Origin of the sequence: Methylorubrum sp. Q1 (assembly GCF_004683995.1) — a bacterium.
Lineage (GTDB): Bacteria > Pseudomonadota > Alphaproteobacteria > Rhizobiales > Beijerinckiaceae > Methylobacterium.
The window spans coordinates 222,964-245,119 of sequence record NZ_SRHQ01000005.1 but is presented as its reverse complement, the minus strand read 5'-3'; the positions used below and the strand labels follow the sequence as shown (position 1 = coordinate 245,119).

General features: G+C 67.2%; 20 protein-coding genes. 8 read left to right on the top strand and 12 right to left on the bottom strand.

The features are described 5' to 3' along the window. Positions 1–483 precede the first annotated feature (483 nt). The 4 genes from E4V01_RS07525 to E4V01_RS07510 all read left to right on the top strand — a co-directional run bounded on the left by E4V01_RS07525 (position 484) and on the right by E4V01_RS07510 (position 4,830). Positions 484–1,125: a hypothetical protein gene (locus E4V01_RS07525; protein WP_135297910.1), complete on the top strand. Its 642-nt coding sequence runs from the start codon at positions 484–486 to the stop codon at positions 1,123–1,125. A gap of 102 nt (positions 1,126–1,227) precedes the next feature. Beyond that, positions 1,228–2,562, top strand: a complete 1,335-nt coding sequence (locus E4V01_RS07520) for a leucine-rich repeat-containing protein kinase family protein (protein WP_135297909.1) — start codon at positions 1,228–1,230, stop codon at positions 2,560–2,562. Between the two features lie 99 nt (positions 2,563–2,661). Continuing rightward, positions 2,662–4,200: a CYTH and CHAD domain-containing protein gene (locus tag E4V01_RS07515; protein ID WP_135297908.1), complete on the top strand. Its 1,539-nt coding sequence runs from the start codon at positions 2,662–2,664 to the stop codon at positions 4,198–4,200. 123 nt (positions 4,201–4,323) lie between these two features. Next, entirely contained in the window at positions 4,324–4,830 is a 507-nt protein-coding gene (locus E4V01_RS07510; RefSeq protein ID WP_060770465.1) for a CYTH domain-containing protein, read from the top strand. A 9-nt stretch (positions 4,831–4,839) separates the two neighbouring features. Here E4V01_RS07510 and E4V01_RS07505 read toward each other — a convergent pair whose 3' ends face one another. Genes E4V01_RS07505 through E4V01_RS07495 form a run of 3 tightly spaced genes read right to left on the bottom strand, consistent with a single transcriptional unit; the run spans position 4,840 to position 6,643 of the window. Further along, positions 4,840–5,721: a sigma-70 family RNA polymerase sigma factor gene (locus E4V01_RS07505; protein ID WP_135297907.1), complete on the bottom strand. Its 882-nt coding sequence runs from the start codon at positions 5,719–5,721 to the stop codon at positions 4,840–4,842. After that, positions 5,711–6,175 carry a carboxymuconolactone decarboxylase family protein gene (locus tag E4V01_RS07500; RefSeq protein ID WP_060770467.1) on the bottom strand — a complete coding sequence of 155 codons (465 nt, stop codon included), beginning with the start codon at positions 6,173–6,175 and terminating at the stop codon, positions 5,711–5,713. The genes E4V01_RS07505 and E4V01_RS07500 overlap by 11 nt, the downstream gene beginning before the upstream one ends. A 33-nt stretch (positions 6,176–6,208) precedes the next feature. Further along, positions 6,209–6,643 carry a cupin domain-containing protein gene (locus E4V01_RS07495; protein ID WP_135297906.1) on the bottom strand — a complete coding sequence of 145 codons (435 nt, stop codon included), beginning with the start codon at positions 6,641–6,643 and terminating at the stop codon, positions 6,209–6,211. A gap of 194 nt (positions 6,644–6,837) precedes the next feature. Between E4V01_RS07495 and E4V01_RS07490 the strand changes: the two genes are divergently transcribed. Then, on the top strand, positions 6,838–8,565 hold the full coding sequence (locus E4V01_RS07490) for an adenylate/guanylate cyclase domain-containing protein (protein ID WP_135297905.1): 1,728 nt from the start codon (positions 6,838–6,840) through the stop codon (positions 8,563–8,565). An 8-nt stretch (positions 8,566–8,573) separates the two neighbouring features. On the opposite strand, the gene E4V01_RS07485 is transcribed toward E4V01_RS07490, so the two are convergent. Then, complete coding sequence (locus E4V01_RS07485) at positions 8,574–9,395, bottom strand: alpha/beta fold hydrolase (RefSeq protein ID WP_135297904.1); 822 nt, start codon at positions 9,393–9,395, stop codon at positions 8,574–8,576. 67 nt (positions 9,396–9,462) lie between these two features. Then, positions 9,463–10,599, bottom strand: coding sequence for a major royal jelly family protein (locus tag E4V01_RS07480; protein ID WP_245517455.1), 1,137 nt, complete (start codon positions 10,597–10,599; stop codon positions 9,463–9,465). Positions 10,600–10,997: 398 nt separating this feature from the next. Here E4V01_RS07480 and E4V01_RS07475 point away from each other — a divergent pair, with 398 nt between their 5' ends. The 3 genes from E4V01_RS07475 to E4V01_RS07465 all read left to right on the top strand — a co-directional run bounded on the left by E4V01_RS07475 (position 10,998) and on the right by E4V01_RS07465 (position 13,435). Next, complete coding sequence (locus tag E4V01_RS07475) at positions 10,998–11,501, top strand: hypothetical protein (protein ID WP_135297903.1); 504 nt, start codon at positions 10,998–11,000, stop codon at positions 11,499–11,501. Positions 11,502–12,232: 731 nt separating this feature from the next. Beyond that, positions 12,233–12,472 (top strand): hypothetical protein, encoded by a 240-nt coding sequence (locus tag E4V01_RS07470; RefSeq protein ID WP_060770473.1) that lies wholly within the window; start codon positions 12,233–12,235, stop codon positions 12,470–12,472. A gap of 300 nt (positions 12,473–12,772) precedes the next feature. Next, positions 12,773–13,435: a hypothetical protein gene (locus tag E4V01_RS07465; RefSeq protein WP_135297902.1), complete on the top strand. Its 663-nt coding sequence runs from the start codon at positions 12,773–12,775 to the stop codon at positions 13,433–13,435. 14 nt (positions 13,436–13,449) lie between these two features. Here the strand turns inward: E4V01_RS07465 and E4V01_RS07460 are convergent, their stop codons facing one another. The 7 genes from E4V01_RS07460 to E4V01_RS07435 all read right to left on the bottom strand — a co-directional run bounded on the left by E4V01_RS07460 (position 13,450) and on the right by E4V01_RS07435 (position 22,056). Then, a complete protein-coding gene (locus E4V01_RS07460) occupies positions 13,450–15,342 on the bottom strand; it encodes a TniQ family protein (RefSeq protein ID WP_135297901.1) in 1,893 nt (630 codons plus the stop codon). Beyond that, positions 15,339–16,385, bottom strand: coding sequence for an ATP-binding protein (locus E4V01_RS07455; protein WP_135297900.1), 1,047 nt, complete (start codon positions 16,383–16,385; stop codon positions 15,339–15,341). The genes E4V01_RS07460 and E4V01_RS07455 overlap by 4 nt, the downstream gene beginning before the upstream one ends. Next, positions 16,385–18,598, bottom strand: coding sequence for a hypothetical protein (locus E4V01_RS07450; RefSeq protein ID WP_135297899.1), 2,214 nt, complete (start codon positions 18,596–18,598; stop codon positions 16,385–16,387). Before E4V01_RS07450 ends, E4V01_RS07455 begins: the two co-directional genes overlap by 1 nt. A 75-nt stretch (positions 18,599–18,673) precedes the next feature. Continuing rightward, complete coding sequence (locus E4V01_RS07445; protein WP_135297898.1) at positions 18,674–19,165, bottom strand: hypothetical protein; 492 nt, start codon at positions 19,163–19,165, stop codon at positions 18,674–18,676. A gap of 242 nt (positions 19,166–19,407) precedes the next feature. Continuing rightward, positions 19,408–19,542 carry a hypothetical protein gene (locus tag E4V01_RS26545; protein ID WP_256371247.1) on the bottom strand — a complete coding sequence of 45 codons (135 nt, stop codon included), beginning with the start codon at positions 19,540–19,542 and terminating at the stop codon, positions 19,408–19,410. Positions 19,543–19,835: 293 nt separating this feature from the next. After that, complete coding sequence (locus tag E4V01_RS07440; protein ID WP_135297897.1) at positions 19,836–20,042, bottom strand: hypothetical protein; 207 nt, start codon at positions 20,040–20,042, stop codon at positions 19,836–19,838. Continuing rightward, positions 20,035–22,056, bottom strand: coding sequence for an AAA family ATPase (locus E4V01_RS07435; RefSeq protein WP_193763156.1), 2,022 nt, complete (start codon positions 22,054–22,056; stop codon positions 20,035–20,037). Before E4V01_RS07435 ends, E4V01_RS07440 begins: the two co-directional genes overlap by 8 nt. Positions 22,057–22,156 lie beyond the last annotated feature (100 nt).

Sequence of the window (22,156 nt, the reverse complement as noted above, 5' to 3'; positions counted from 1 at the left end):
TTTAATCTGTAGGTCCTGGGTTCGAGTCCCAGCGCGCTCACCACCGATTTCGCCCGCCCGGTCAACGACTTGGCGGGCTTTTCTATGCTTTGAATATGACGAAAGGGGATTGCGATATGGAGCAACACGTCCTTTGGTTTTGTAATTAAACACACCGGACGTAGGTTGATCAGTGAAATGCGGATTGATCACGTCAGGAGCCCGCAGCGCTAGTCATTTATGCTCGTCGCGATGGCTCGATTATCTGAGCGCGTTCCGCCATACAGATCTGCGGCATGCATGATCAATAAATCGAGCTATCTGATGTAGTTATTTTTCATAGGATTGATGCGCGGAAGCTTATATCCAAACTCAGATTTTATCACGTGGGCTGCGGATCTCAATCGGAACCGCCATCTTAGCTGGCCGTTTCACAAAGCATAGCATGGATTGCGGCAATGGTTCATTGGCAATTCGTGACACTGCTTTCATGCCGCCCGTACGGTGGCACCAGCATCGGCTATCCCCAGCCCGACTGCGGAAGCCATCGCAGGCTATTTCGCATTTTGTCTCCTTCCTCACTCGACTTATGAGCATTTTGAAATGACAACTGCAGATTGGGCTTTTGTAATCAGCCTTCTATCATTTATAGTATCTCTATCATCGTTTGTCTGGAATATTTGGTCAAAATATATTTACCCAAAAAGTCAGATAAAAGTTCGTTTCAATATGATGATTATAATAGGTACCTTCGATCACAGGAAAATTCTTAGTCTTGCTGCAACGAATTTTGGACCAACAGACACCCAACTAACCGGTGTCATTTGTCGCGAGAGAATATCGAGAAAGTTTCCGTACTTTCGGCGAAATTGGCAATACGGCTTCCTAAATTCATTTGAGAACCCTGAAATACCTACAGGTTCCGGGATATACTCAGGGGGCCTGCCTAAAAAACTTGCCGTTGGCGACAAGATAGAAGTATATTTAACGCCATTGCACGAAGCTTTGCGCGACAAGAAAATTATCGATGTTGGTTTTATAGATATATTTGGCCGCTATCTTTGGGCGCCCAGAAGCGATGTCAGGAAAGCCCGAGATTCAGTGAAGGCGCATTTCGCGGAGCAAACACAAGGATCTGCGACATGAACTAACTCCGCTGAGCAGAGGCAACCATCGACTCCGCGAGAAATCGCTTGATAGCCTGCCGCCGCCCGGTCATCCCCGCGGAAGCGCCCCCGCGAGACTCCGATGAACACCCCACCGCCCCCCACGCTGCACGCCCTCCGCCGCGGCGACCTCGCCGGGGCCAAAGTGCTGCGCCTGAGCGGAACCCTAAAAGAAGTCCCGCCCGAAATTTTCGGCCTCGCCGACACCCTGGAACTGCTGGATCTCAGCGATTGCGGGCTCACCGAACTCCCGGATGACATCGGCCGGCTCAAGCGGCTGCGCGTCCTGTTCTGCTCCGGCAACCGGTTCGAACGGCTGCCACCTGCCCTCGGGGACTGCCCGGCGCTGAGCCAGGTCGGGTTTCGCGCCACCGGCTTGCGGGAGGTGCCGGGCGAGGCGTTGCCGCCGGCCCTGCGCTGGCTCACACTGACCGACAACCGGATCGCGCACCTGCCCGACGCCCTCGGCCTGCGCCCGCACCTGCAGAAGCTGATGCTGGCGGGAAACCGGCTGGCGGCGCTGCCACCCTCGCTCGAAGGCGCACCAAGCCTCGAATTGCTGCGCCTCTCCGCCAACCGCTTCGACGCGCTGCCCGCTTGGCTGACGGCTTTGCCGCGGCTCGCCTGGATCGCCTGGGCCGGCAATCCCCTCGACGGCGAGCCGGCGCCGGCCCGCGTGCCGCATGTATCTTGGGAGGCGCTCGCGCTCGGCCCCTGCCTCGGCGAGGGCGCCTCGGGGCGGATCCACCGGGCTTTGTGGCGTCGGCCGGACGGGGAGGCGGCGGTCGCGGTCAAGCTGTTCAAGGGCCGCATGACCAGCGACGGTCTGCCCGAGCAGGAGATGGCGGCCTGCCTCGCCGCCGGCCGGCATCCCCACCTCACCGGCGCGCTCGGGCGGATCGAGGGGCATCCGGACGGGGTGCAGGGGCTCTTGATGCCGCTGATCCCGGAGGGCTGGCGGGTTCTGGCCGGATCGCCGAGCCTGGAAAGCTGCAGCCGCGACGTCTACGCGCCGGACCTCTCCCTGCCGCCGGAAACGGCTCTGCGCATCGCGGCCGGCGTGGCGCGGGCGGCGGCCCATCTTCACGGCTGCGGCGTGCTCCACGGCGACCTCTACGGCCACAACACCCTGTGGGACGGGGGCGCGGGCGAGGCGGTGCTCAGCGATTTCGGGGCCGCCTCCGTGCTGCCGCGCGGCGAGGCCGGCGCCTCCTGGCAGCGCATCGAGACCCGCGCCTGGGGTATCCTGCTCGGCGAGTTGCTCGACCATTGCGCGACCGAACCCGCCGGCATCGCGGATTGGCGCGCGCTGGCGCAGGCCTGCCGGGGGGCCGATGCGCGGGCGCTGCCGTCGATGGCGGAGGTTGTGCGCACCATATCCCCGCTTCTGTCGCGGGATCGTCACGCGGATGCGTGATCCATCACGGGTTCAGCCGCGTTGTGCCAGTCCCGTACGATGCGGCAGGATGTAGGCTCGCATCCGCCACAACCCTCACGAGGAGCAGGACGAAACCGCATGAGCGACCCGCGCGAGATCGAGCTGAAGCTGGAATGCGAGCCCTCCGACCTCGCCGTCCTGCAGGATCATCCGCTCCTGCGTGAGGCGTCGGTGCAGGGGGAAGCGGAGCTCGCCTCCGTCTACTTCGACACGCCGGACCGGCAGTTGCACGCGGCCGGCCTCGGCCTGCGGGTGCGCGAGAGCAAGGGCCGCTTCGTCCAGACCCTCAAGGCCGAGGGCGACGGCCTGTTCGACCGGCCGGAATGGGAGCAGCCGGTCGAGCGCTCCGAGCCGGACCGGGCGGCGCTCGCCGACACGCCCTTCGCGCGCCGCGTCGCGGCCGACGCCGTGCTGGAACCGCTCTTCACCACCCGCATCACCCGGCGGACCTACCTCGTCGAGCAGGGCGATTCCCGCATCGAGGTCGCCCTCGACCTCGGCCGGATCGAGGCGCCCACCGCGGGCGACCGGATCGTTTCGATCTGCGAGATCGAACTCGAACTGAAGGAGGGGATCGCGAGCGACGTGTTCGCGCTCGCCTACGCCATCGCCGCCCTCGTGCCCGTACGGCTCGGCGTGCGCAGCAAGGCCGAGCGCGGCTACGCGCTGGCCGCCGGCAAGCTCGACCGGGTGCGCAAGTCGGAGCCCGTGCCGCTGCGCGACGATATGAGCGCAGCGGAGGCGTTCCGCGCCGTGGCGCATGCCTGCCTGCGCCATATGCGCATCAACGAGGACATCCTCCTCAAAGGTCGCGACGCCGATGCGCTGCACCAGATGCGCGTCGCGATCCGGCGCCTGCGCTCGGCCTTCTCGCTGTTCGGCGACCTCGTGGACGACCCGCTCGGCGTCCGCATCCGCGCGGAGCTGAAGGCGGCGACCGAGCCGCTGGGCCGGGCACGCAACCTCGATGTCTTCCTCGCCACCATCCTGCCGGCCGAGCGCGAGCGGCATCCCGATGAGGTCGGACTGCTCGGCCTTGAGCGGCAGCTCGAAGACGAGCGCGCGAAGGCCTATCGCGACATCGCCACGCTCCTGCGCTCCGATGCATGGCGGATGCTGCTGCTCGACCTCATCGGCTGGATCAATGCCGGCCCCTGGCTGCGGGACGAGAGCCCCGGCCGCGTCTCCCTGCGCGAGGAGCCGGCCCGCGTCTTCGCCGCCCGCGAACTCGACCGGCGGCGGCGGCAGGTGAAGCGGCGCGGGCGCCATCTCGACGACCTCGACCCCGAGGAGCGCCACCGGGTGCGCATCGCCGCCAAGAAGCTGCGCTACGGTGCGGAATTCTTCGCGCCCCTGTTCCCCGGCAAGAAGGCGGGCAAGCGCCACGGTGCCTTCGGCAAGGCGCTTTCTGACCTGCAGGACCATCTCGGCGCGCTCAACGACATCGCCACCGGCCACGACTTGATGCGGGACCTGACGGTCGAGCCGGCCGGCGCCACGACCCTGTTCGCCGCCGGGATGACGGCGGCCGACATCGAGGCGCACAGCCGCAAGCTCCTGGAAGCGGCGGCCGAGGCGCACGAGGATCTCGTCGACACCAAGCCGTTCTGGCGTTGAGGTTGCCCCGAGCCGCGAGAGGGCGTTGCGCGGGAGACGATGGCGCGCAACCTGTGAGTACCGTAAGGCGGAACGGTTGAAGGGGGCGGGAAACAATCCCGCCGCCAGGGTCCTTTTGTCCCGATGCGTTTCGAGGTCGAGCGGAAATTCCTCGTGGCCGATGACGGCTGGAAGGCGGGCGTCGTCCGCCGGCACCGGCTCACCGACGGGCTGATCGGGCAGTTCGACACCGGCAAGGTGCGGGTTCGGCTCGACGAGGACCGGGCCTGGCTCACCATCAAGGGCGCGCGGGTCGGCCTCGGCCGGCCGGAATTCGAGTACGAGATTCCGCGGGCGGACGCGGAAGCGATGATGCGCCTCGTCTGCGACACCTGTTTCATCGAGAAGACGCGCCACTGCGTGCCGCATGCCGGGCTCGTCTGGGAGGTCGATGTCTATGGTGGGACGCTGGCCGGGATGATCCTGGCCGAGGTGGAGCTGGAGGACGAGGCCCAGGCTTTCGAGCGTCCGGCCTGGCTCGGCCGCGAGGTGACCGGAGACCCGCGCTTCCGCCAATCGGCGCTGCTGCGCCGCTTCGAGGAGGCCGGGCGCGTCGTTACCCTGGACGAGGTGCTGGCCGCCCCGCTGTGAGGGCCGAGCTCAGCGCGTGGTCGGCATCGCCACAGCCGCGGCCACGCGGCGCAGCTTGTCCGGGTTGCGGGTGATGTAGATGCCCGCGATCCGCCCGTCGCGGATCTCCAATGCCGTCACTTGGAAGACGCCGCCGCGTTCCAGGCTGACGAAGCCCGGCAGGCCGTCCACCCGCACGGCGCGGAGGAGGGTGGCGGGCGATCCGGCATATTTCCGGGCAAGCCCCGAGAACAGCCGCAGGACGCGATCGATTCCGAGGATCGGGTTGAGGACGGCGATGACTTTGCCGCCACCGTCCGCTCGCATCGTCACGGTCTCGGAGAGCAGGCCGCGCAGGGCGGCGACGTCGCCGCTGCGCGAGGCGTCGAAGAAGGCGCGCGCGATCCGCTCGCCCTCCTCGGGCGGAAGAGGGTAGCGCGGGCCCTCGGCGCGGACATGCCGACGCGCCCGCACGGCGAGCTGACGCACCGCCGGAGCCGTCCGCCCCAGCGTCGCCGCCACTTCGTCGAGGGGCACGCCGAACACGTCGTGCAGGAGGAAGGCCGCCCGCTCCAGGGGTGAGAGACGCTCCAGCGCCATCATCAGCGTGAGGGTGAGGCCGTCTCCGTCTATCGTCTCCTGCGTGTCGAGAGAGGGTTCCGGCAGCCACGGCCCGACATAGACCTCCCGGCGGGTGCGGGCCGATTTCATCGTGTCGAGGCAGAGCCGCGTGACGATGCGCGACAGGAAGGCCCCCGGCACAGTGACGGCGGCGCGGTCCGCCGCCTGCCAGCGCAGCCACGCGCTCTGAACCACATCCTCCGCCTCGGCGAAGGAGCCGAGCATCCGGTAGGCAAGGCGCATCAGTCGCGCCCGCTCCGCCTCGAACGGATCGGACGCCTCAGGCCGCATCACGGGACGGGTCGGGATGGTGGACGCCGCGCAGGCCGACCTGCAACCGGTTCCACAGGTTGATCGCGCCGATCTGGAGCGTGAGCTGCACCTGTTCGGCCTCCGTGAAGGACGCCCGCAGGTCGGCATAGAGCGCGTCGGGCGCACCCACCTCGGACAGGCGGGTCAGCGCCTCGGCCCAGGCCAAAGCGGCGCGCTCGCGCGGGCTGTAGAGGGCCGCCTCTCGCCATGCGTTGAGCAGAACGATCCGCATCTCGCTCTCGCCATGCCGGCGGGCCTCGGTGGTGTGCAGGCCGATGCAGTAGGCGCAGCCGTTGATCTGCGAGGCGCGCAGCTTCACGAGATCGATCAGACGCCGCTCTAGGCCGCCGGTCCGCAGGCTCGTCTCCACCGCCAGCATCGCCTTGATGGCGGCGGGTGCGTGATCGTAGGGGTTTTCGACGCGCGGCGTCATAGGCTTCTTCCTTCTCGTGAGGGCGGTTGGCGTTCAGCGGATCGGCGTGGTCAGGACTGTCTCGTCGCTGTCGAGGACGAAGACGGCGAGCAGGCGTGCCGGCTCGGTGGCGCTCGCGTTGGCGCTGACAGGGTGACGGTCGCCGGGCATCTCCGTGAAGCTCTCACCGGCCCGGTAGACCCGCTCGGGCCCGTCGTTCACCCGGCTTCGGATCGCCCCTTCCAGCACCGTCGCGGTCATGAAGGCGCTCCTGGCATGCCTGTGCGCGGGCGAGGCACCGCCCGGCCCGTAGGTGACGAGCACGGCGCGCAGGCTCTTGCCCGGCACGTTGGGCAGGGCATGGTCGAAGACGAGGGCGGCCGTGGCGTCCCCGCCTGTCCCGGCGACCGCTCCCCCCTTCATCTCGTGGGCGGCAGCGCCCGTCAGCAGTGCCGCGAACGCGGCGGCACGCAGACACGATCGGATCATCGTCCCTCTCCATCGAAGCGGCGACGCGGAGGGCGGCGAGCCGGCCCGTTCCATCGTCCTGCCCCCATGACGAGGCGGAACGCGGCGCCGTGACATGGGACGCACGAATTTTTCCGGCGCGGCGGGCGGTTTCGTCGGAGCGCCGCCGCGCGCTATGAGTGGGTGAAGGGTTTCTCGAAGAAGGAGCGGGGGCGGTGGGGCAGGCGGCGCGTCCGGGCTTCGGCCGCACCCTTGACTGGCGCTGGCCCGCCCGGCCGACCTTACGTCAGCTTCGCCTCGGCAGCGGCCTCGTGCTGTTTGCCTACGTGCTCACGCACCTGCTCTGCCACGCGCTGGGCAACATCTCGCTCGATGCGCTGGAGACCGGGCTCACGGTGAAGGTCGCGCTCTGGCGCACGCCGCCCGCGCTCCTGGTCCTCTACGGCGCGTTGCTCGTCCACCTCGTCCTCGGGCTCCAGGCCTTCTACGAGCGGCGCTTCTACCGGGTGCGGCCGGCCGAGACCGCGCAGCTCCTGCTCGGCCTTTCCGTCCCCCTGCTCCTCCTCAGTCACGTCGTCGGCACGCGTCTGGCCTGGAGCGTGGAAGAGCTCGATCGGGGCTATGCCCAGGTTCTCTATGCGACCTGGGTCGCCGCGCCGGGCCAGGGCCTGATGCAGGCGGTGGGCCTCGTCGTGGCGTGGCTGCACGGCTGCTTCGGCCTCTATTTCTGGCTCCGGCTCAAGCGCGGCTTTCCCCGCGCCGCGCCCTGGCTGCTCGCGGGCGCGGTGCTGGTGCCGGTGCTGGCCCTCCTCGGTGTCGTGCAGGGCGGGCGCAGCGTTGCGGCGCTCGCCGCCGATCCGGCGTGGCGGGCGCAGGAACTCGGGCCGAACCATCTCGGGCTGGCCGAGCAGACCGAACGGCTGGGCGCGATCCGGCGCGGGTTGTTCCTGGCCTATCTGGCGTTGCTCGCCCTCGTCCTGCTCGCGCGCGGCGCCCGCACCCTCGCCGAGACGCGGGGCGGCTTCGTGCGCATCGGCTATCCCGACGGACGCACCGTCCGCATACCGCGGGGCAGCAGCGTGCTGGAAGCGAGCCGGCGCGGCCGCATCCCGCATGCGAGCGTGTGCGGCGGGCGCGGGCGCTGCTCGACCTGCCGCATCCGGGTCGTCGATACGGAGCGCAGCCGCTCCCTGCCGGAGCCGGAACGGGCCGAGCGTCTCGTCCTCGACCGCATCGGCGCGAGCCCCGGCATCCGGCTCGCCTGCCAGCTCCGGCCCGATGGCGACCTCACCGTCGCGCCGCTGTTCACGCCGCAGGCCCGCGCCGCCTCCGTGCGCGATCCGGAGCGGGCCGCGACCGGCGAGGAGCGGTTCGTCGTCGTGCTGTTCGCCGACCTGCGCGGCTCGACCCGGTTCGCGGAGGAACACCTGCCCTACGACACCGTCTTCGTCATCGGCCGATTCCTCGGAGCGATCGGCCGTGCGGTGCGCGAGGCCGGCGGAAGCGTGAACCAGCATCTCGGCGACGGGCTGATGGCGATCTTCGGCCTCGATCGCGATCCCAAGCACGCGGCCCGCGACGCCCTGAAGGCGGTCGATGGCATCGCGCGCCATGTGGAGCAGCTCAACCGCATGCTCGCCGCCGATCTCGGCGAGCGCCTGCGCTACGGCGTCGGCCTGCATGCGGGCATGGCCATCGTCGGCGAGTTCGGGGACGAGACCGAATCCCGCTTCACGGTGCTCGGCGACACGGTCAACGTCGCCGCCCGGCTCGAAGGGCTGACCGGGCCGATGCGGCAGGTCGCGATCGTCTCGGAGGCCGTCTACGAGGCTGCCGGACTCACCCCCGGCGCGCTTCAGGAGCTGACGCTGACGGGGCGCGCCCAGCCGCTCCGGGCGCGCCTGATCGTTACCGACGCGTCGGCCGCGCTTCAGGACGGCTGATCGGCCTTCTACGCGCGCAGGAAAGCCAAGAGGTCCTCGGTCAGCCGGTCCTTGTGGGTGAACGGAATGGCGTGCGGCGCGCCCGCGTAGACTTCGAGACGGGCGCTGGGAATGGCCTGCGCCGCGGCCTTGCCGCTGATGTCGAAGGGCACGGTCTGGTCGGCGTCGCCGTGGATCACCAAGGTCGGCACCCGGAACGCCGCCATGTCGGCCCGGAAATCCGTCCCGCCGAAGGCACGCACGCAATCGACCGTCGCCTTGGGCGAGGCCCGCATCGCCAGCATCCCGGTCCAGGCCATCAGCTCCGATGAAGCCGGAGAGGAAAGCAGGCCGGCGCCGAAGAAGCTCTTGACGAAGTTCGACCAGAAATGCGGCCGGTCCCGCTCGATCCCCTCGATCATCCCCTCGAACACGCTGGCATCGACGCCCTCGGGATGATCGGGCGTCCTGGCGAGCATTGGCGTCACCGCGGAGACGAGCACCGCGCGCGCCACCCTTGCGCCGCCATGGCGCGAGAGGTAGCGGGCGATCTCGCCGCCGCCCATGGAGAAGCCGACGAGGGTCACGTCCTGAAGGTCGAGACTGTCGAGCACGGCCTTCAGGTCGTCGGCGAAGGTATCGTAGTCGTAGCCGCTCCAGGGCTGGTCCGAGCGACCGAACCCGCGCCGGTCGTAGGCGATGGTGCGAAAGCCCGCGCCTGTCAGGGCCGGCTGCTGATACTCCCACATGTCGGCATCGAGCGGCCAACCGTGAATCAGCACGACCGGAGGGCCGCTGCCCCAATCCTTGTAGAAGAGGCGCGTCGCGTCCCTGGTCTCGATGAAGGGCATGCCGGGCTCCTTGAGCGGAGCGCGCCGATGCGCGCCCCATGGGTCCGTCGGGTCGCAGCGGGCCGGCTCAGCGGGCCGGAGCGGTCGTGGTCGAGCCGGTGGCGTCGGAGGCGGTCGGCTTGATCGCCCACAGCTCCGTCGGCAGGCTGAGCGGCGCGCCGGGCTTGTAATCGGCCGAATCCTGGATGTGCGAGGTGGTGACGTAGATCGTCCCGTCCGGCCCCTCGCCCAAGGTGTCCGGCCAGCGCAGGCTTGGATCCTGCACCAACGTCGTCAAGCCGTCCTTGCCGTCGGCAAGGTCGCGCACCTTCACCGCGTTGTCCTGGGGTGAGGTCACGTACATCCGCCCTTCGCGGCGGGCGATCAGCAGACCGTCGGCGACGCCGTTCTCGCCGACCTTCGCGATCTTGCCGGAAAGGCTCTTGTCGGTGAGCGTGTCGGGCACGACCGAGGCGGCGGCCCAGCCGGTGAGTGCGTCGGTCGGCAGGCTGTAGAGCGTCTTGCCCTTGATCGCCTGCCAGTAGAGCGTCTTGCCGTCGTTCGAGAGCGCGATGCCGTCGGCGGCGAATTCCACGCCGCGCCCGTCGGGCCGGCGCAGCGGCTTGCCGTCGTAGCTCACGGTCACCGACTTGTCGGGCATGGTCGCGGGATCGCCCGACAGAATGCGCTTGGCCGATCCGCTGTCGAGATCGACGACGATCAGCGCGCCCTCGGCCCCGGAATCGGTGAGATAGGCGGTCTTACCGTCCGGCGAGATCCGCACATCGTTGAGGTAGGAGGCTTGGAGCACCGTACTGGTGTCGAAGGGGATGGTCTTGATGACCTTGTTGGTCTTCAGATCGATCCCGACGAGCTTCGGGCCGTCCTTGATCACGTGGGCCATGGCGGGGGCGGCGGCGTCCACCACCCAGAGCCGATCCTGCCCGTCGGCGACGACGCTCTGCACGCAGACGAAATGGTCCTTCGGCGAGAATTCGTCGGCCCGCGCGTTGCGCCACGCGTTCCACCGGTCGTCGGGGAAGGGGACGGGCTTGCCGTCCTTCAACTCGGCCACCGAGACCGGCGCATCCTCGCTCCAGCGCGGGAAGTTGACGAAGATGCGCCCGTCGCGGGCCACCGTGATGCCGGTGACCTGATGCTCGAAGCTGGCGACCTTGGTGAGCGCGGCTTTGCCCTCCTGCGCTCGGCATTGGGACTCAACCAAGGACCGAGACTACAAATCACACCGGTCGAGACGAGCGGATATACAGAAGATTCGTTGCAGAGTGCCGGCAGAAGATACAATTACGTCCCTTATAAAAATTATGCAGAAGTAGACAAAGACGTCGGAGGGTACTACAGCTATACTGGGCAGTCTCCCTTGATGTACACCGATTATGAAGGATTGAGTTTTAGTTGGAATAATGCTGCCAAGTTCCTTGAGGCATGCGTGGCAATTTGGAGAATATACACGGGTGATCCGAACATAAAACCACCAAGGCGCCCGACCATCCCTCCAATAACTCGACCAGTACCGACTAAGCCAAAGCCTCTAGGACCGCCTGATCCGCCAAATGGACCGCCACCGCCAAAGCCGTAGACTTCTCAAATGGTAGGTTAGATATGACGGAACAAGATAAATGGATCCGGCATTACGTCACTCTGGCCGAGCAAGGAGACTTTCATGCCCAAATTTCTGTGGCGTGGGAGTATGTCAAGGGTGGATATTTGCCTTATGATAGACTGAAGGCAGAGCATTATTTCCAGTCTGCAGAGAAAACCTCTCCGCTATTAGCCCGCTTTCATCATGGTAAAGCAAAAATACTGTGGGGCGATTCGCCCGATGACATACATGACATGCAAATCGGAGATGGAAACGCTGGGTATAGCCCAGCTTACTACATTATTGCAAGCAGCTTCATAGCAACCAATAGAAAGGACGCAGCGGTAAAATTCTACAGGTTGGCTGCACGATGCGGTCACCTACCGTCTGAGGTGCTGTTGTGGCGCAGCGAAGGAGCCGGCTTTTGGGGTAAGTTGAAAAAAATTCCTCGTTTGATACAAATATTTTTTCAGATGGTTTTCATTAGAATGCGAGACGCGGAAGACCATAGAATTTTAACTTGAATTTTACAAAATACAATCGAAATTGCAACCTAAAGACATGTCGTATTAGTTTATAATTTGGTCTGTTAACCTTACCGGCTAGCTTTGGACCGGGCGGATTGAGAGGATCAGCCAGGAAGTGTGACCTGACCGGTATTTTGGACCGAGCCGAGTAAGCGACTGTCTTGCTGCCGGGAGCGGGCTCGCCATCGTGCCCGTGAGGAGTGCCACGGCAAGGGCGGTCAGGGATCTGGTCATGGTCGAACAACCTTGGGCCGACGATCGGGCGGGATTGCCAGCGCAACCCCGGCGCAGGCGGCCGGGGTCCTTCACGAAACTGTTGAACTCATCAGGCCGGCACATTGTCGATCGAGGCAGGCTCTCCCTCCGGCACGTGGTTGCGCTCGCGGCGATAAGCGAGAGCGCGCCTGATGGGTCTTCGGCCGCGCCCGCATCAGCGAGCCCAGCGGCCGGTGCGCCGCGGTGATCGCGTTCTCGTCGGGGCTCAGCGTCTCGATACCGTCGTGGTAGCGAATCGGTGCGGCTTTCATGAAAAGCCTCGCGTCTTAGAAAGTCTGAGGGCGCGAACCGGGGGAACGCGTGAAAATTCGGACCGAACCCCGGCCTGCAACTTCTCATCGCGCATCTTTGATGAACCGGGCGGCGAAGCGAATTCCGACCTCATGTTCGCTGGAACGGTTCAGGTTCGCTCGCCGTTACAGGCGCAGATTTATCCCAATCGGAGGATTGTCATGCGCAAATCCCTTCTCGCCGCCGCCTTCCTGACGCTCGCCGGGGCCTCGGGCGCCATGGCCCAGACCACCGTGATCGAGCGCGACGCGCCGGATCGGGTCGTGGTGGATCGCTCGCCCAGCAGCGCCTCGACCACCGTCGAGCGGCGCGAGCATTCGGACGGCTGCTCCAGCAAGACGGTGACGAAAGAAAACGACATGGGCGACCGCAAGACGGTCACCAAGGAGAACTGCGACTAAGTTTTTCGGTCTCGATCCCAGAATATGAAAGAGCCCGCCGCGGGGGACCGCGGCGGGCTCTTTCTTTGCGGAGGCGTCTCGGTTCTGATAGCCGACCCATTGATCCGCTTTGAGCCCCTAGAAGTGCCGGCGGTCCGAGCACCATAGTTACCTGCCTATAGCACCAAAGATCCGCACGATTTTTCAGCGGGCACGCAACCTCACGTGCGATGCCCCTCGGCGGTTTGTGGGTTGCGAGCCGGAGACCGAAGATTCCTCGACCGACCAGCGCTGTCGCAAGCGGCGGGACGAGGGATCGCCATGGGTTACAAGCACAGCAATCCGCAGAACCGGGCCAAGGCGGCATCCCTGCTCAGGCAGTTGAAGGGCCAGCTCGTAGACGTGAGCAGCGTGCAGGTCGAGGCCCGGAGCAACGTTTTCGCAGCCGCCGAGGCTTATTGGCATCTCTCAAAGGCGGCCGGCGTCCACCTCTACAAGGTCGGCGAAGGCTGGCATGCCGACCTTGAGTTTAAGGGCCTGCCGGCCGGCGTACCCACCATCGTTGGCACCCCTGAGCCCGTTGCAACGCGGACGGAGGCTATCGAGAGCGTGGTCGAGATGATGTCGATCTGCGCGCAGCGCGAAACCGTCCCGCCGCCGAACCCAGCGACGGGGCTGCGCTGGTTCCGGTTTGACGAGCACGAGATCCCGGTCGACCCGGGAATGCTCGAAAGCTTTGCGGCCCGCGTCCCGCATGTCGAATTCAACGCGACACACATCCGGCGGGAGCTCGACATCCTCCGCGCAGAGATCTCCGGCGACGGTCCCGTCACGGCCGACGCTTGGTCCGCAGCCGCGTTCCAGACCCGGTACGACGCCTGCCGCATGTGCTGCGCCGCCATGGCGTTCGGCATCATCCAAGTGTCGTACGACCCGTCGGCGGAGTTCGATCTTGCCTCCTTGCCGGCGCCCGGGATGCAATGACCGCCAGCGCTGGTTCAGGCGGCGTCGGCGGTCATTGGGCAGACCGCCAGGTCGCGGCGCCTGTACAGCTTCATCCGAACCTGGTCGTAGCTCGCCGCATCCCTGACGCCGGCTTCCTGAAGCCGGCGCATCGCCTGGTACGGAGCGAGCCCCGCGGAGGCGGCAACCTCCTTGAGGGTGGCGTACTCGGCGGCGAACGCCTCGACGCTCGCCCTGGTGAACGCCCTGACCGAGCGCGGATCGCGCGGGCGGTATCCGGGCGACCATGCCAGCAACCCTGCCTTGACCAGGCGCCACAGGTTCCGCGGGTCCACGCCGGCCAGGATGGCGGCCGCCTCAGGCTCGGTGACGTCGTCGGCGGAGCCCGCGCCCTGGAGGACCCTGAGTACCTCGTCCCGGTCGATCAGGAGGTCGTCGTACGGTTCGCCGGTCGTATGGCGGCCCACCCAGGCAAGCCGGTCGTCGAGGATGAGGTTCAGTATCTCGACGGTGCCGACCCGGAGGCCGGGCGCCGCCCGCTCGATTGTCATCCTCGGCTCGGAAGGGTTCGCCACGGGCACGGCGTTGCGGAACAGCCTCGCCATGAAGGCATCGATGTCCGGACGGAGGAAGCGGCGCTTCGAGCCCGCGTTCCGCTCAACCTCGGGCAGGACCGTCAGCAATCCCGCCTCCTCAAGGTGTCCGACCTGCTTGACCGAGAAGCCGGTTCTGGCGGCGACGTCCTTGGCGGTGAGGTGGTCCTCCACGTTCGCGACAATCGTGCCGAACTTCTCGACGGCGATCCAGAGCCGCCGCCCATCCTCTTGCGGCTCGGTGCCGACCAAGCGGAGAAGCCCAGCGTCCGAACGGCCAGACAAGAACGCGGCGCTTCTCTGACTGTGCACGCGCCGCTCGCCAAGGCGCACCCCGAGGAATGCGGTCCCCGGGCTGATCGGAAGCTTCGCGAAGGCGTGCTCCCGCAGGGCGTGGCGGAATTTATCAAAATTGAGGTCCTTCAGATTCGCCCGCAGCACCGCATGGACACGTCCGTAGACCTTCTCGTGGCCGACCGAGCCGCGCTTGCCGAAGCGCTGCCGTCCGACGATGTCGTCCAGAACGACCCCGACCGCCGACGCCCCCTTCGAGGCGATCCGGTAGCCCTCCTCCGCGGCCCGCGCGAGATCCTCCATACCCATATCCGACGGGTGCTTGCCCGAACCGTGCAGGACGGAGATCCCGAGCCCTTCGCAGAAGGCCGAGCCGGCGTGCAGGGAAACGTCATCGAGCCAGTTGCCCGGGTCGCGCACCCCGTTGAGCCGGGCGACGAACCAAGCCGGGAAAGCCGTTCCGGAGGCCGGCACGGCCTCGGCTCTGAGCCGGTCCAGCACGGGGAGCACTTGCCGTTCCAGCGTCGACGAGAAGTCATGTCCGGCACGGAGGGTCTCGTCGGCGTCCACATGCAGCAGGACCGTTCCGTGACGGCTGCAGACCCTCACCGGTTCCAGCATCCATTCGAGCCTCAACCACGGTCGCGCCCTCACCGGGCCTTCGAACAGGGCGAGATCCTCGGCGACGCAGTGCGGGCAGACCCGCGTCGCGGAGTTCAGGACCGTTCCGGGCTGGAACCTGTTCCCTCCGACGGTGACGACCTTGTCGCCGACGGCGTGCGACGGCGTCTGCCGACCGAGGTCGGCCCGGCTCGCCGGGGCCGGCCGGCGCAGGCGGGCCAGGGCGTCCAGCGCGTGGTCGTCCCCGCGCCCGAGGGCATCGAGGTCGATCCGCATGTCCCTGAGAAAGGTGCGCAGGTCCACGCCGTTGAGGGCGGCGAGTCGGGCGGCGTAGCCCATGGCCGGCTCCCTCGGCTGCAAGGGGTGCCCGAGGTTGAGGAACCTGTCCTCGGACAGCTCGATGTCCGCGGCGCCGGTCACGACGATTGCGCCGGCGCATCGTCGATGGTCAGAAACGAATCCTGTCGCAAGTCGCGCCAGTGCACGGCGAGGAACGGGTTCTTGTCGTCGTTGCCGTAGACGAGGGAACGACGCTCGAAGGCGACGGCGAAGTGACCCGGCGTCAGCTTCGTCCTCTGCCAGTGGAGCGCCTCCTGCAGGGCTCCTTCGACGAGCTGGCAGATGCGGGCGTAGCGGTACCGTGCAGCGAAGGCGAGCCGCTCGGGCAGGTCCGTATCCTTCAGGTGATCCGACCCGATGCCGACCGGCTCGCCCATCTGGGAGAGGATGGCGAGGACGAGGTCCCTCTCGTCGTTGATCGCCACGTCGGCGAAACCGATGAAGTTGCCTCGGCGCTCGACTTGCTGGTCGCCGACGGGCAGCCCCAAGACCTCGGGCAGGCCGGAGAAGACGAACGTGACCGGCCACTTCGTATCGATGGCCACGCCCTTGATGGCGTTCGCAAGCTCCTCGCGTTCGCCTTGCGACGCGTTCCTCTTCAGCAGGTGCTGGGCCTCGTCGATGTGGACGAGGAACACCCCTTGGGATTGCAGGATGCCGGCCATCCTGTCCCAGGCTTCGCCGCGCCCCATCTTCCCGACCATCCCATATCCGGCCTCCCGGATGATCTGGGTTCCGACAAGACGGGGGTGGCTGTAGCCCTTGAGCTTGATCGAGACGTAGCGCGGCTTGAGCCCGTAGGGCGTTTCGACGGGCCGCAGCGCCGCGTGCTCGCGCAGCAAGCGCCCGATGGCGGCCGTCTTGCCGGCGCCGCTCTCCCCGACGAGGAAGAAGCACTCAGCCTCCTGCCGCGGAAGCCGACGCGTGGCGACGTAGCGCTCCAGGTAGCGGTTGAACCCCGTTAGGAGGGCGTTGTCGCGGTCGCACTTCACGTAGACCGACTTCACCTTCGCAAGGCCGTCGATCACGCGCTGGCTGCTCTCGGGCATGCCGGCGCTGACGCCTCGGAAGTAGTCGTCCTCGTTCATGGCAGGTTCGGCGATGGCATCGAGTTGCGTGGTCATCAGCGTTCCTCGTCGCGGTAGCGGTTGACGGACTTGCGGTTGGCCGGCTTGGCCGGATCGGCGACCCGACCCGAGCCGGGCTTCCTCGCGATGGACACGCCCAGGGTGTCGGGCTCGTCCGCGGCGGACATCGGCGCCCCCTCGGGCTTGGGCCGGGGGACGCAGGACCGCTCGCTGGCCCGCTCCACCCGGTCCAGGACAGCGAGTTGCTGCTCGTTCGTCAGGATGTCAGACGGGACGCCGGCCCGGATGCGGGCCTCCTCGGCCGCCCGCATGATGAATTGCCGCGCCGCGTACCTGACACTGCGCCCGGCGGCGGCCTCCTCGGCGGCGAACCGCTTGAGCTCGTCGTTGTAATGCTCAAGCCTCGTCAGCGGCACGCCGCGGAACTTTTCCGCCTTGAACTCCATGAAGTCGCCCGCGGCGCCGATGGTGCGCCTAGCTTCCTCCGGCACCAGCACCAGGATGGTGCCCAGGTCGTTGGGATTGATGACGCCGGTCAGCTCCCGACGCCCTACCGCGCCGTGCAGGAGGCCCATCTTCGGATGCTTGTAGGGCACGTGCATGAACGTGATGCCCGGCGCCCGGATGCGCAGGTTGCGCTTGCGGATGCCGAAAGCCACGTGCCTTTGCACCTCGTCCGGCGGCGGCAGAAGGTCGTTGGACGACCGTTCCCAGACCGAAAGCGGGCTCATGCCGCCGAGGCCCGAATGGGGCCGCCGGTGGTAGTCGTCGACGATGAAGCGGACGAGCAGGAGCTCGACCTCGTGGGCCATGACGCTAGCCATCTCCTCGGCCTCGTAGTCGCCGCGCTTGACCACGTTGGCGAAGGCCTGGCCCGTGAACATTTGGCAGAACCGCTTGAAGGTCCGGAAGAACGACTCGATGTGCCCGCGCGAGGTGGGGTTGCCGCCGGGGTAGCGGTGGGTGATGACGCAGCGCCCCACGGCATCGCGGAACTCGCCCTCGAAGGCGGGGCCGCCGTCGGTGGCGATCTCGCGCGGCGTCGCCGTCATCGGCCATCCGGACGTAGCCTTCGCGAGCCTGGCCCAGCCGGACTTGTCGATGAACATCGAGTGGAGGGCACGCCGGGAACCCATCGTGGACGGCTTGCCGGGCGTGACGTTCAGGGCGACGATGCAGCGCGTGACGACGTCGATGCCGGCCGTGACGGTGCAACGGACCTTGGCGTCGATCTTCCTCGCGATGTCGCGCGCCTCCGGGGTCAGCTTATCGTAGACTTCCGCGTCGTTGAGGATGGCGAAGAGGTCCATCTCCCAGTCGTCCATCTCGACGCGGCCCATCCGCTCGATCACCTCAAGCCCGTCGTAGGTCCGCAGCCCCTCGCCGGTCGGCGTGTACTTGCGTCCAGCGACCTCCTTCCCGAGCCGGCCTGCATCCACGATGAGCGGCGGCAGCTTGTTGATGCGGCGCCGGACGGCGCGCTCGTTCACGGACAGCTTCGCTCCGTCCGGAAGCTCAACGTTGAGCTTCCGGACGGCGGCATCGACATCCATGAAGACTTGATCCTTGGAGATGTCCGCGCGGCTTACGTACCCTTCGACGCGCCGCTCGATGATCTCCAGGACCCGGGCGTCGAGCTGCCTCCTGTTCCCGCACCGGCCGTAGCCCGGCTTGAAGGCGCTCGAACGGAACTCCGCGTCCTCGTACTCGGCGAGCCATTCCCTCAGGGTCGACGGACCCGGGTAGTCGTAGGTCTTGCGTTCGAACCCTACGATGTCGCGCCCGGGGGGACGCGGCATCCGGTACCTGCCGAGATACCAGCGATGCATGGCCTCGCGCTCGTCCTCGATGAAGGCCGCGAGACCCTTCTGCGTGAGGACCGGCTTCCGGTCGCGTCCGTCGAGGCCGGCGCGGGCCCGGTTCCAGCGCGTGCACCATTCGACCTTCCAGGCAATGGTCCGCAGTTCGGCGTCGGTCAGATCGTGCAGGAGCAGGTCGTCGTCGCGCGCGGCGAGGTCCCTCCCGGCAGCCGAAAAGTAATTCTCGTCGACGGCGATGATCCTCGCATCCCGAAGTTCCTGCTGGCGCTTGTCGGTCAGGTGCCACGAGTCGTCGTCGTCGACGAGCATGGCGCCGTCGACGACATGCATCAGCACCCAGGCCTGTTCGAGACGCTCGGCGGGCCTGTAGCACTCGCCGTTCCGCCGGACGCGGTCGTTGAGCGTGAGGTAGAGGCGCTTGTTAGCCATGTATTGGTCTCTTCTCTCCAAGCACCGGGAGGGGTCCTGTAAAGGACATCCTCCCGGCACGCTCTGCAGGGGCTGTTAAGCGGCGTGGTTAGCGCTCAGCAGGCTTGATCCGTTGGTTAGCGGCGTATGCATGTGGAGGCGCTCGCCGGGCGGGTTCCTGAGGAGCCCGGCCGGGATGAGGGCGAAGGCCGCCCGCATTCCCCGGACGCCGTATCCCGACGCCTCGCCGAGGCCGGCGGCGGTGACGGTGCCCGGCAGCCCCGGGAGGATCGCGCGGTCCCCCTCCCAGGCCTCGCGGTCCTGCTCCGCGCCGCAGCGTGCGATCAGGCTGGCGTTCTCGACCGCCGCCGGGTCGAGCCCCGCGAAGGTCACCAGCCTGTAGTCATCGGCGAGCCCGGCAGTGTCCTGCTCGCAGATGAGCCGCAGCTTGCCTGCGGTGTCGTCCTCCAGCGCCGCCTTCGCCGTGTCCTTGACCGCGTAAGCCTTGCGATGGCCGCAGCGGTGCTCGACGACGACGTCGATGAAGTAGACGTGCTTGACGCCGTCCCGCCGGTATTCGGCCTTCACCTGCTCGCGGATCGCCCGGACCGTCGAGAACGAGGCGAGGACCGTGATGACGGTGCGCTCGGACTCGCTGTCGAAACCGTGGGTCCGGCGCCGGACCGGATCGGGCAGGTTCCCGGCCGAGGGCCCGTGCTTGCGCGAACGGGGCTTCCTTGCGGGCTCGGTCCAGGAATAGTCGATGCCGACGAGATCGGGAGCCGCTTGCGCGACTGTTCCCGTGTCCCCCTTTGGCCGGGACTAGCCTGTCACCCTTTGGGGGCGACGAGGGCCGGGGCCGAGAACAGGGTCGGGCGACCGGCGCAGAGGTCGGCGAGGATGGAGTGGCGATTGAACATCGAGGTCACCTGCCAGGAAGAGAGCGAGACACCGCGCCCCGTCACGGGGCGGGCCTTCGGGTCATCACGAAGGTTCGGGCGCCCGTAGGACGCTCCGAGGTCAGTTCCGGTAGGGTAAGACCGCCGCTATTCGGGCGCCGCCGGACCGGAAGGAGCGGGCTAATATGCAGGGCATGCTTGCTCTCCTCCGGTTGGGCCACGTGCTGGCCGATGGATCGATGTTGGGGCGGCGAAGGCACGATGCCACCGCCCAGGCTGAGGACAGATTAAAAAGCCCCTGGCCGCATGGATTGGCCCGACAAGCCTGTGGACAACGCGGTGCGGACCCCGGGCTCCGCTCACGGCCCCCGGGGTCCGGGGAAGGCCACGACGTTGCCGTCTCCCCGGCGGCTGAGACGGCGTTCCTCGACGAGTTCCATCCCGGTCTCGACCTCGACGGCGACGGCACCGAGCAGGCTGTCCATGTCGTCGGGCGGCAGGAGGCGGGACAGGCGCACCAGACCCATGACGACCTCGGCGATGCGGGCGTCGACGTCCTCAGGCATGGAGACCTCCCGCCGTGTCCTCGACCCCGTGAACGGGCGTGGGCGGGGTGTCCGCGATGATCGCGCTCACCTCCGCCCCGCCGAGCACGCGGCGCTCGACCAGCAGGTCGGTGACGCGCTCGATGCGGTCCCTGTTTTCGCGGACGAGGCGGAGGGCCCGGGCGTAGAGGCGGTTCAGGTCGCGCTCGACCCCCTCCCTGAACTTGCCGTCGGCGCGGATCAGGGCCTGCGCCTCCGCCCGGTCACCTCGGTACAGGATGGAGCCCGAGAGCCCCCAGGAAGCGGCCTTCGTTGCGAGGAGTTCGGTGGCGACGGCGAGGTCGCTCCACCGCTCGCCGCCGGCGCCGCAGGTCGGCTCGCCCCAGATCTCGTCGGCCGCCCTGCCGGCGAGTTGGGTCACCGCCAGGGCGTCCACCTGCGCGGAGGTCATCATGGCGGGGTTTTGCAGGCGCACGTTCGTGCAGCCGGCGAACGAGCCGCGCTCGACGACGGTCACGACCTCAAGCTCGCCCGTGGCGGTCACCACCCCGAGAACGGCGTGGCTCGCCTCGTGGCGTGCGATGGCCCGGACGGTCTCAGGCGGGCGCGTCTCGGGCGGGCAGACCTGGCGGACGACGTCGTCCATCGCGACCGCGCGGCCGGCGGAGCGGGCCGCCGCCTTGGCGGCCCTGGCCCAACCGGCGATGTCCGCACCGCTGGCACCGCCCCCGAGGATGCCGAAAGGGGTCAGGTCAGCTTCCGGGAGCGCGTTGCCCAGGTGCTGCCGAAGAATCCCGACGATGGCGTCGGCATCCGGCATGCGAATGTTCAGGACGCGGTTCAGGCGGCCGGGACGGACGAGTGCCGAGTCCAGACGGTCAGGATAGTTCGTCGCTCCGACCACGACGAGGTTGGCGCTGCTCGACGCCGCGGAGTCCAGGGCCAGCAGCAGGGCCGTCACCGCGGGGGTCCAAAAACTTTGGTGCCGGCTATCCAGGGTATCCCGGTTCGGTACGGCATCGAGCTCGTCGATGAACAGGACCGCGGGCCCGTTGGCGGAGGCGTTCGTGAACGCCGAGTTGATGGCTGCGATCACGTCTCCGAGGTACCCGCCGTTGGCGCTGAACCACGCTGAAGCACTGGTGATGTGAAGGGGTAGCTTCAGACTCTTGGCAAGGCTTACGCAGAAGCTGGTCTTGCCGGTCCCCGGGGGGCCACCGATTACTACGGACTTGTCGGGCAGGCTCTCCCAGGGCCTCCCGGAGCGCCATTCCTCGACCGCGGCGGCCAGGGCCAGCCCCCACTCCTTGGCCTCGCCAAGCCCGTGCATTTGCTCCAGCGGCGGGGCGTCGTTCGTGGCGACTACGGCCAGCTTGGCGGCGGCCATGGCAGCGAGCCGCTTCGCGCAGGTCGCGGCCGAGGAGTTGCGGCGAATGGCGGCGCAGACGTCGAGGAAGGTCAGGCCGGCGAGCGGCGGCAGCTTCCGGGGCTGACGTCCAGTGACGAGCCCGATGATCGACCTGACTGCCCTGGGCGTGGGAGCGCCGAGGGTCAGGTGCATGTCGGCGGCCGCTGTCAGGGTCGAGGGCAGGTAGCGCGTGGGCGACGGGGAGACGCCGGCCACATTGGCGCCGGCCCCGAGCAGGTTGGCGACCTTGTCGCAACCGAAATCAGCGCGATCTTGCGACCTGTTGCTGCCCGAGCGCTGTAGGATTTCGGAGAAGGTGCCCGCGGTGCGGAGGGCATCGGCGACCGGCGCGACCATCTCGGGATGGGCGACTTCGACCACGACGGCGAGGCCGTTACGGACGCCGATGGCGGCCTGTTCGCGCTCGGACAGAGCCTCCACCAGCATCGCGGTGGCGAGCATCCGGGGGACGGTGTTCTCGTCGAGGAATGCGGCATGGGTCTCCTCGGGCGAGGCAGGCTCGAACGGTGCCGCGCCGAGGTCGAGGTAGCCCTTTTCATCGGCTGCGCGGGCAGTGCGCCGGGCGAGGTCGTGAAGCGTGTATGCAGGCGTCTTCTTGGAGTTCATAGCGGCCTCCGGCATGGGGCCGCCGCGCGCGACCATGCGCGCCGGTCAAGGCCCTGCGGGTGTCTCGGATGGGGTGAGGGAGAGGATGGCCAGCGGGCTC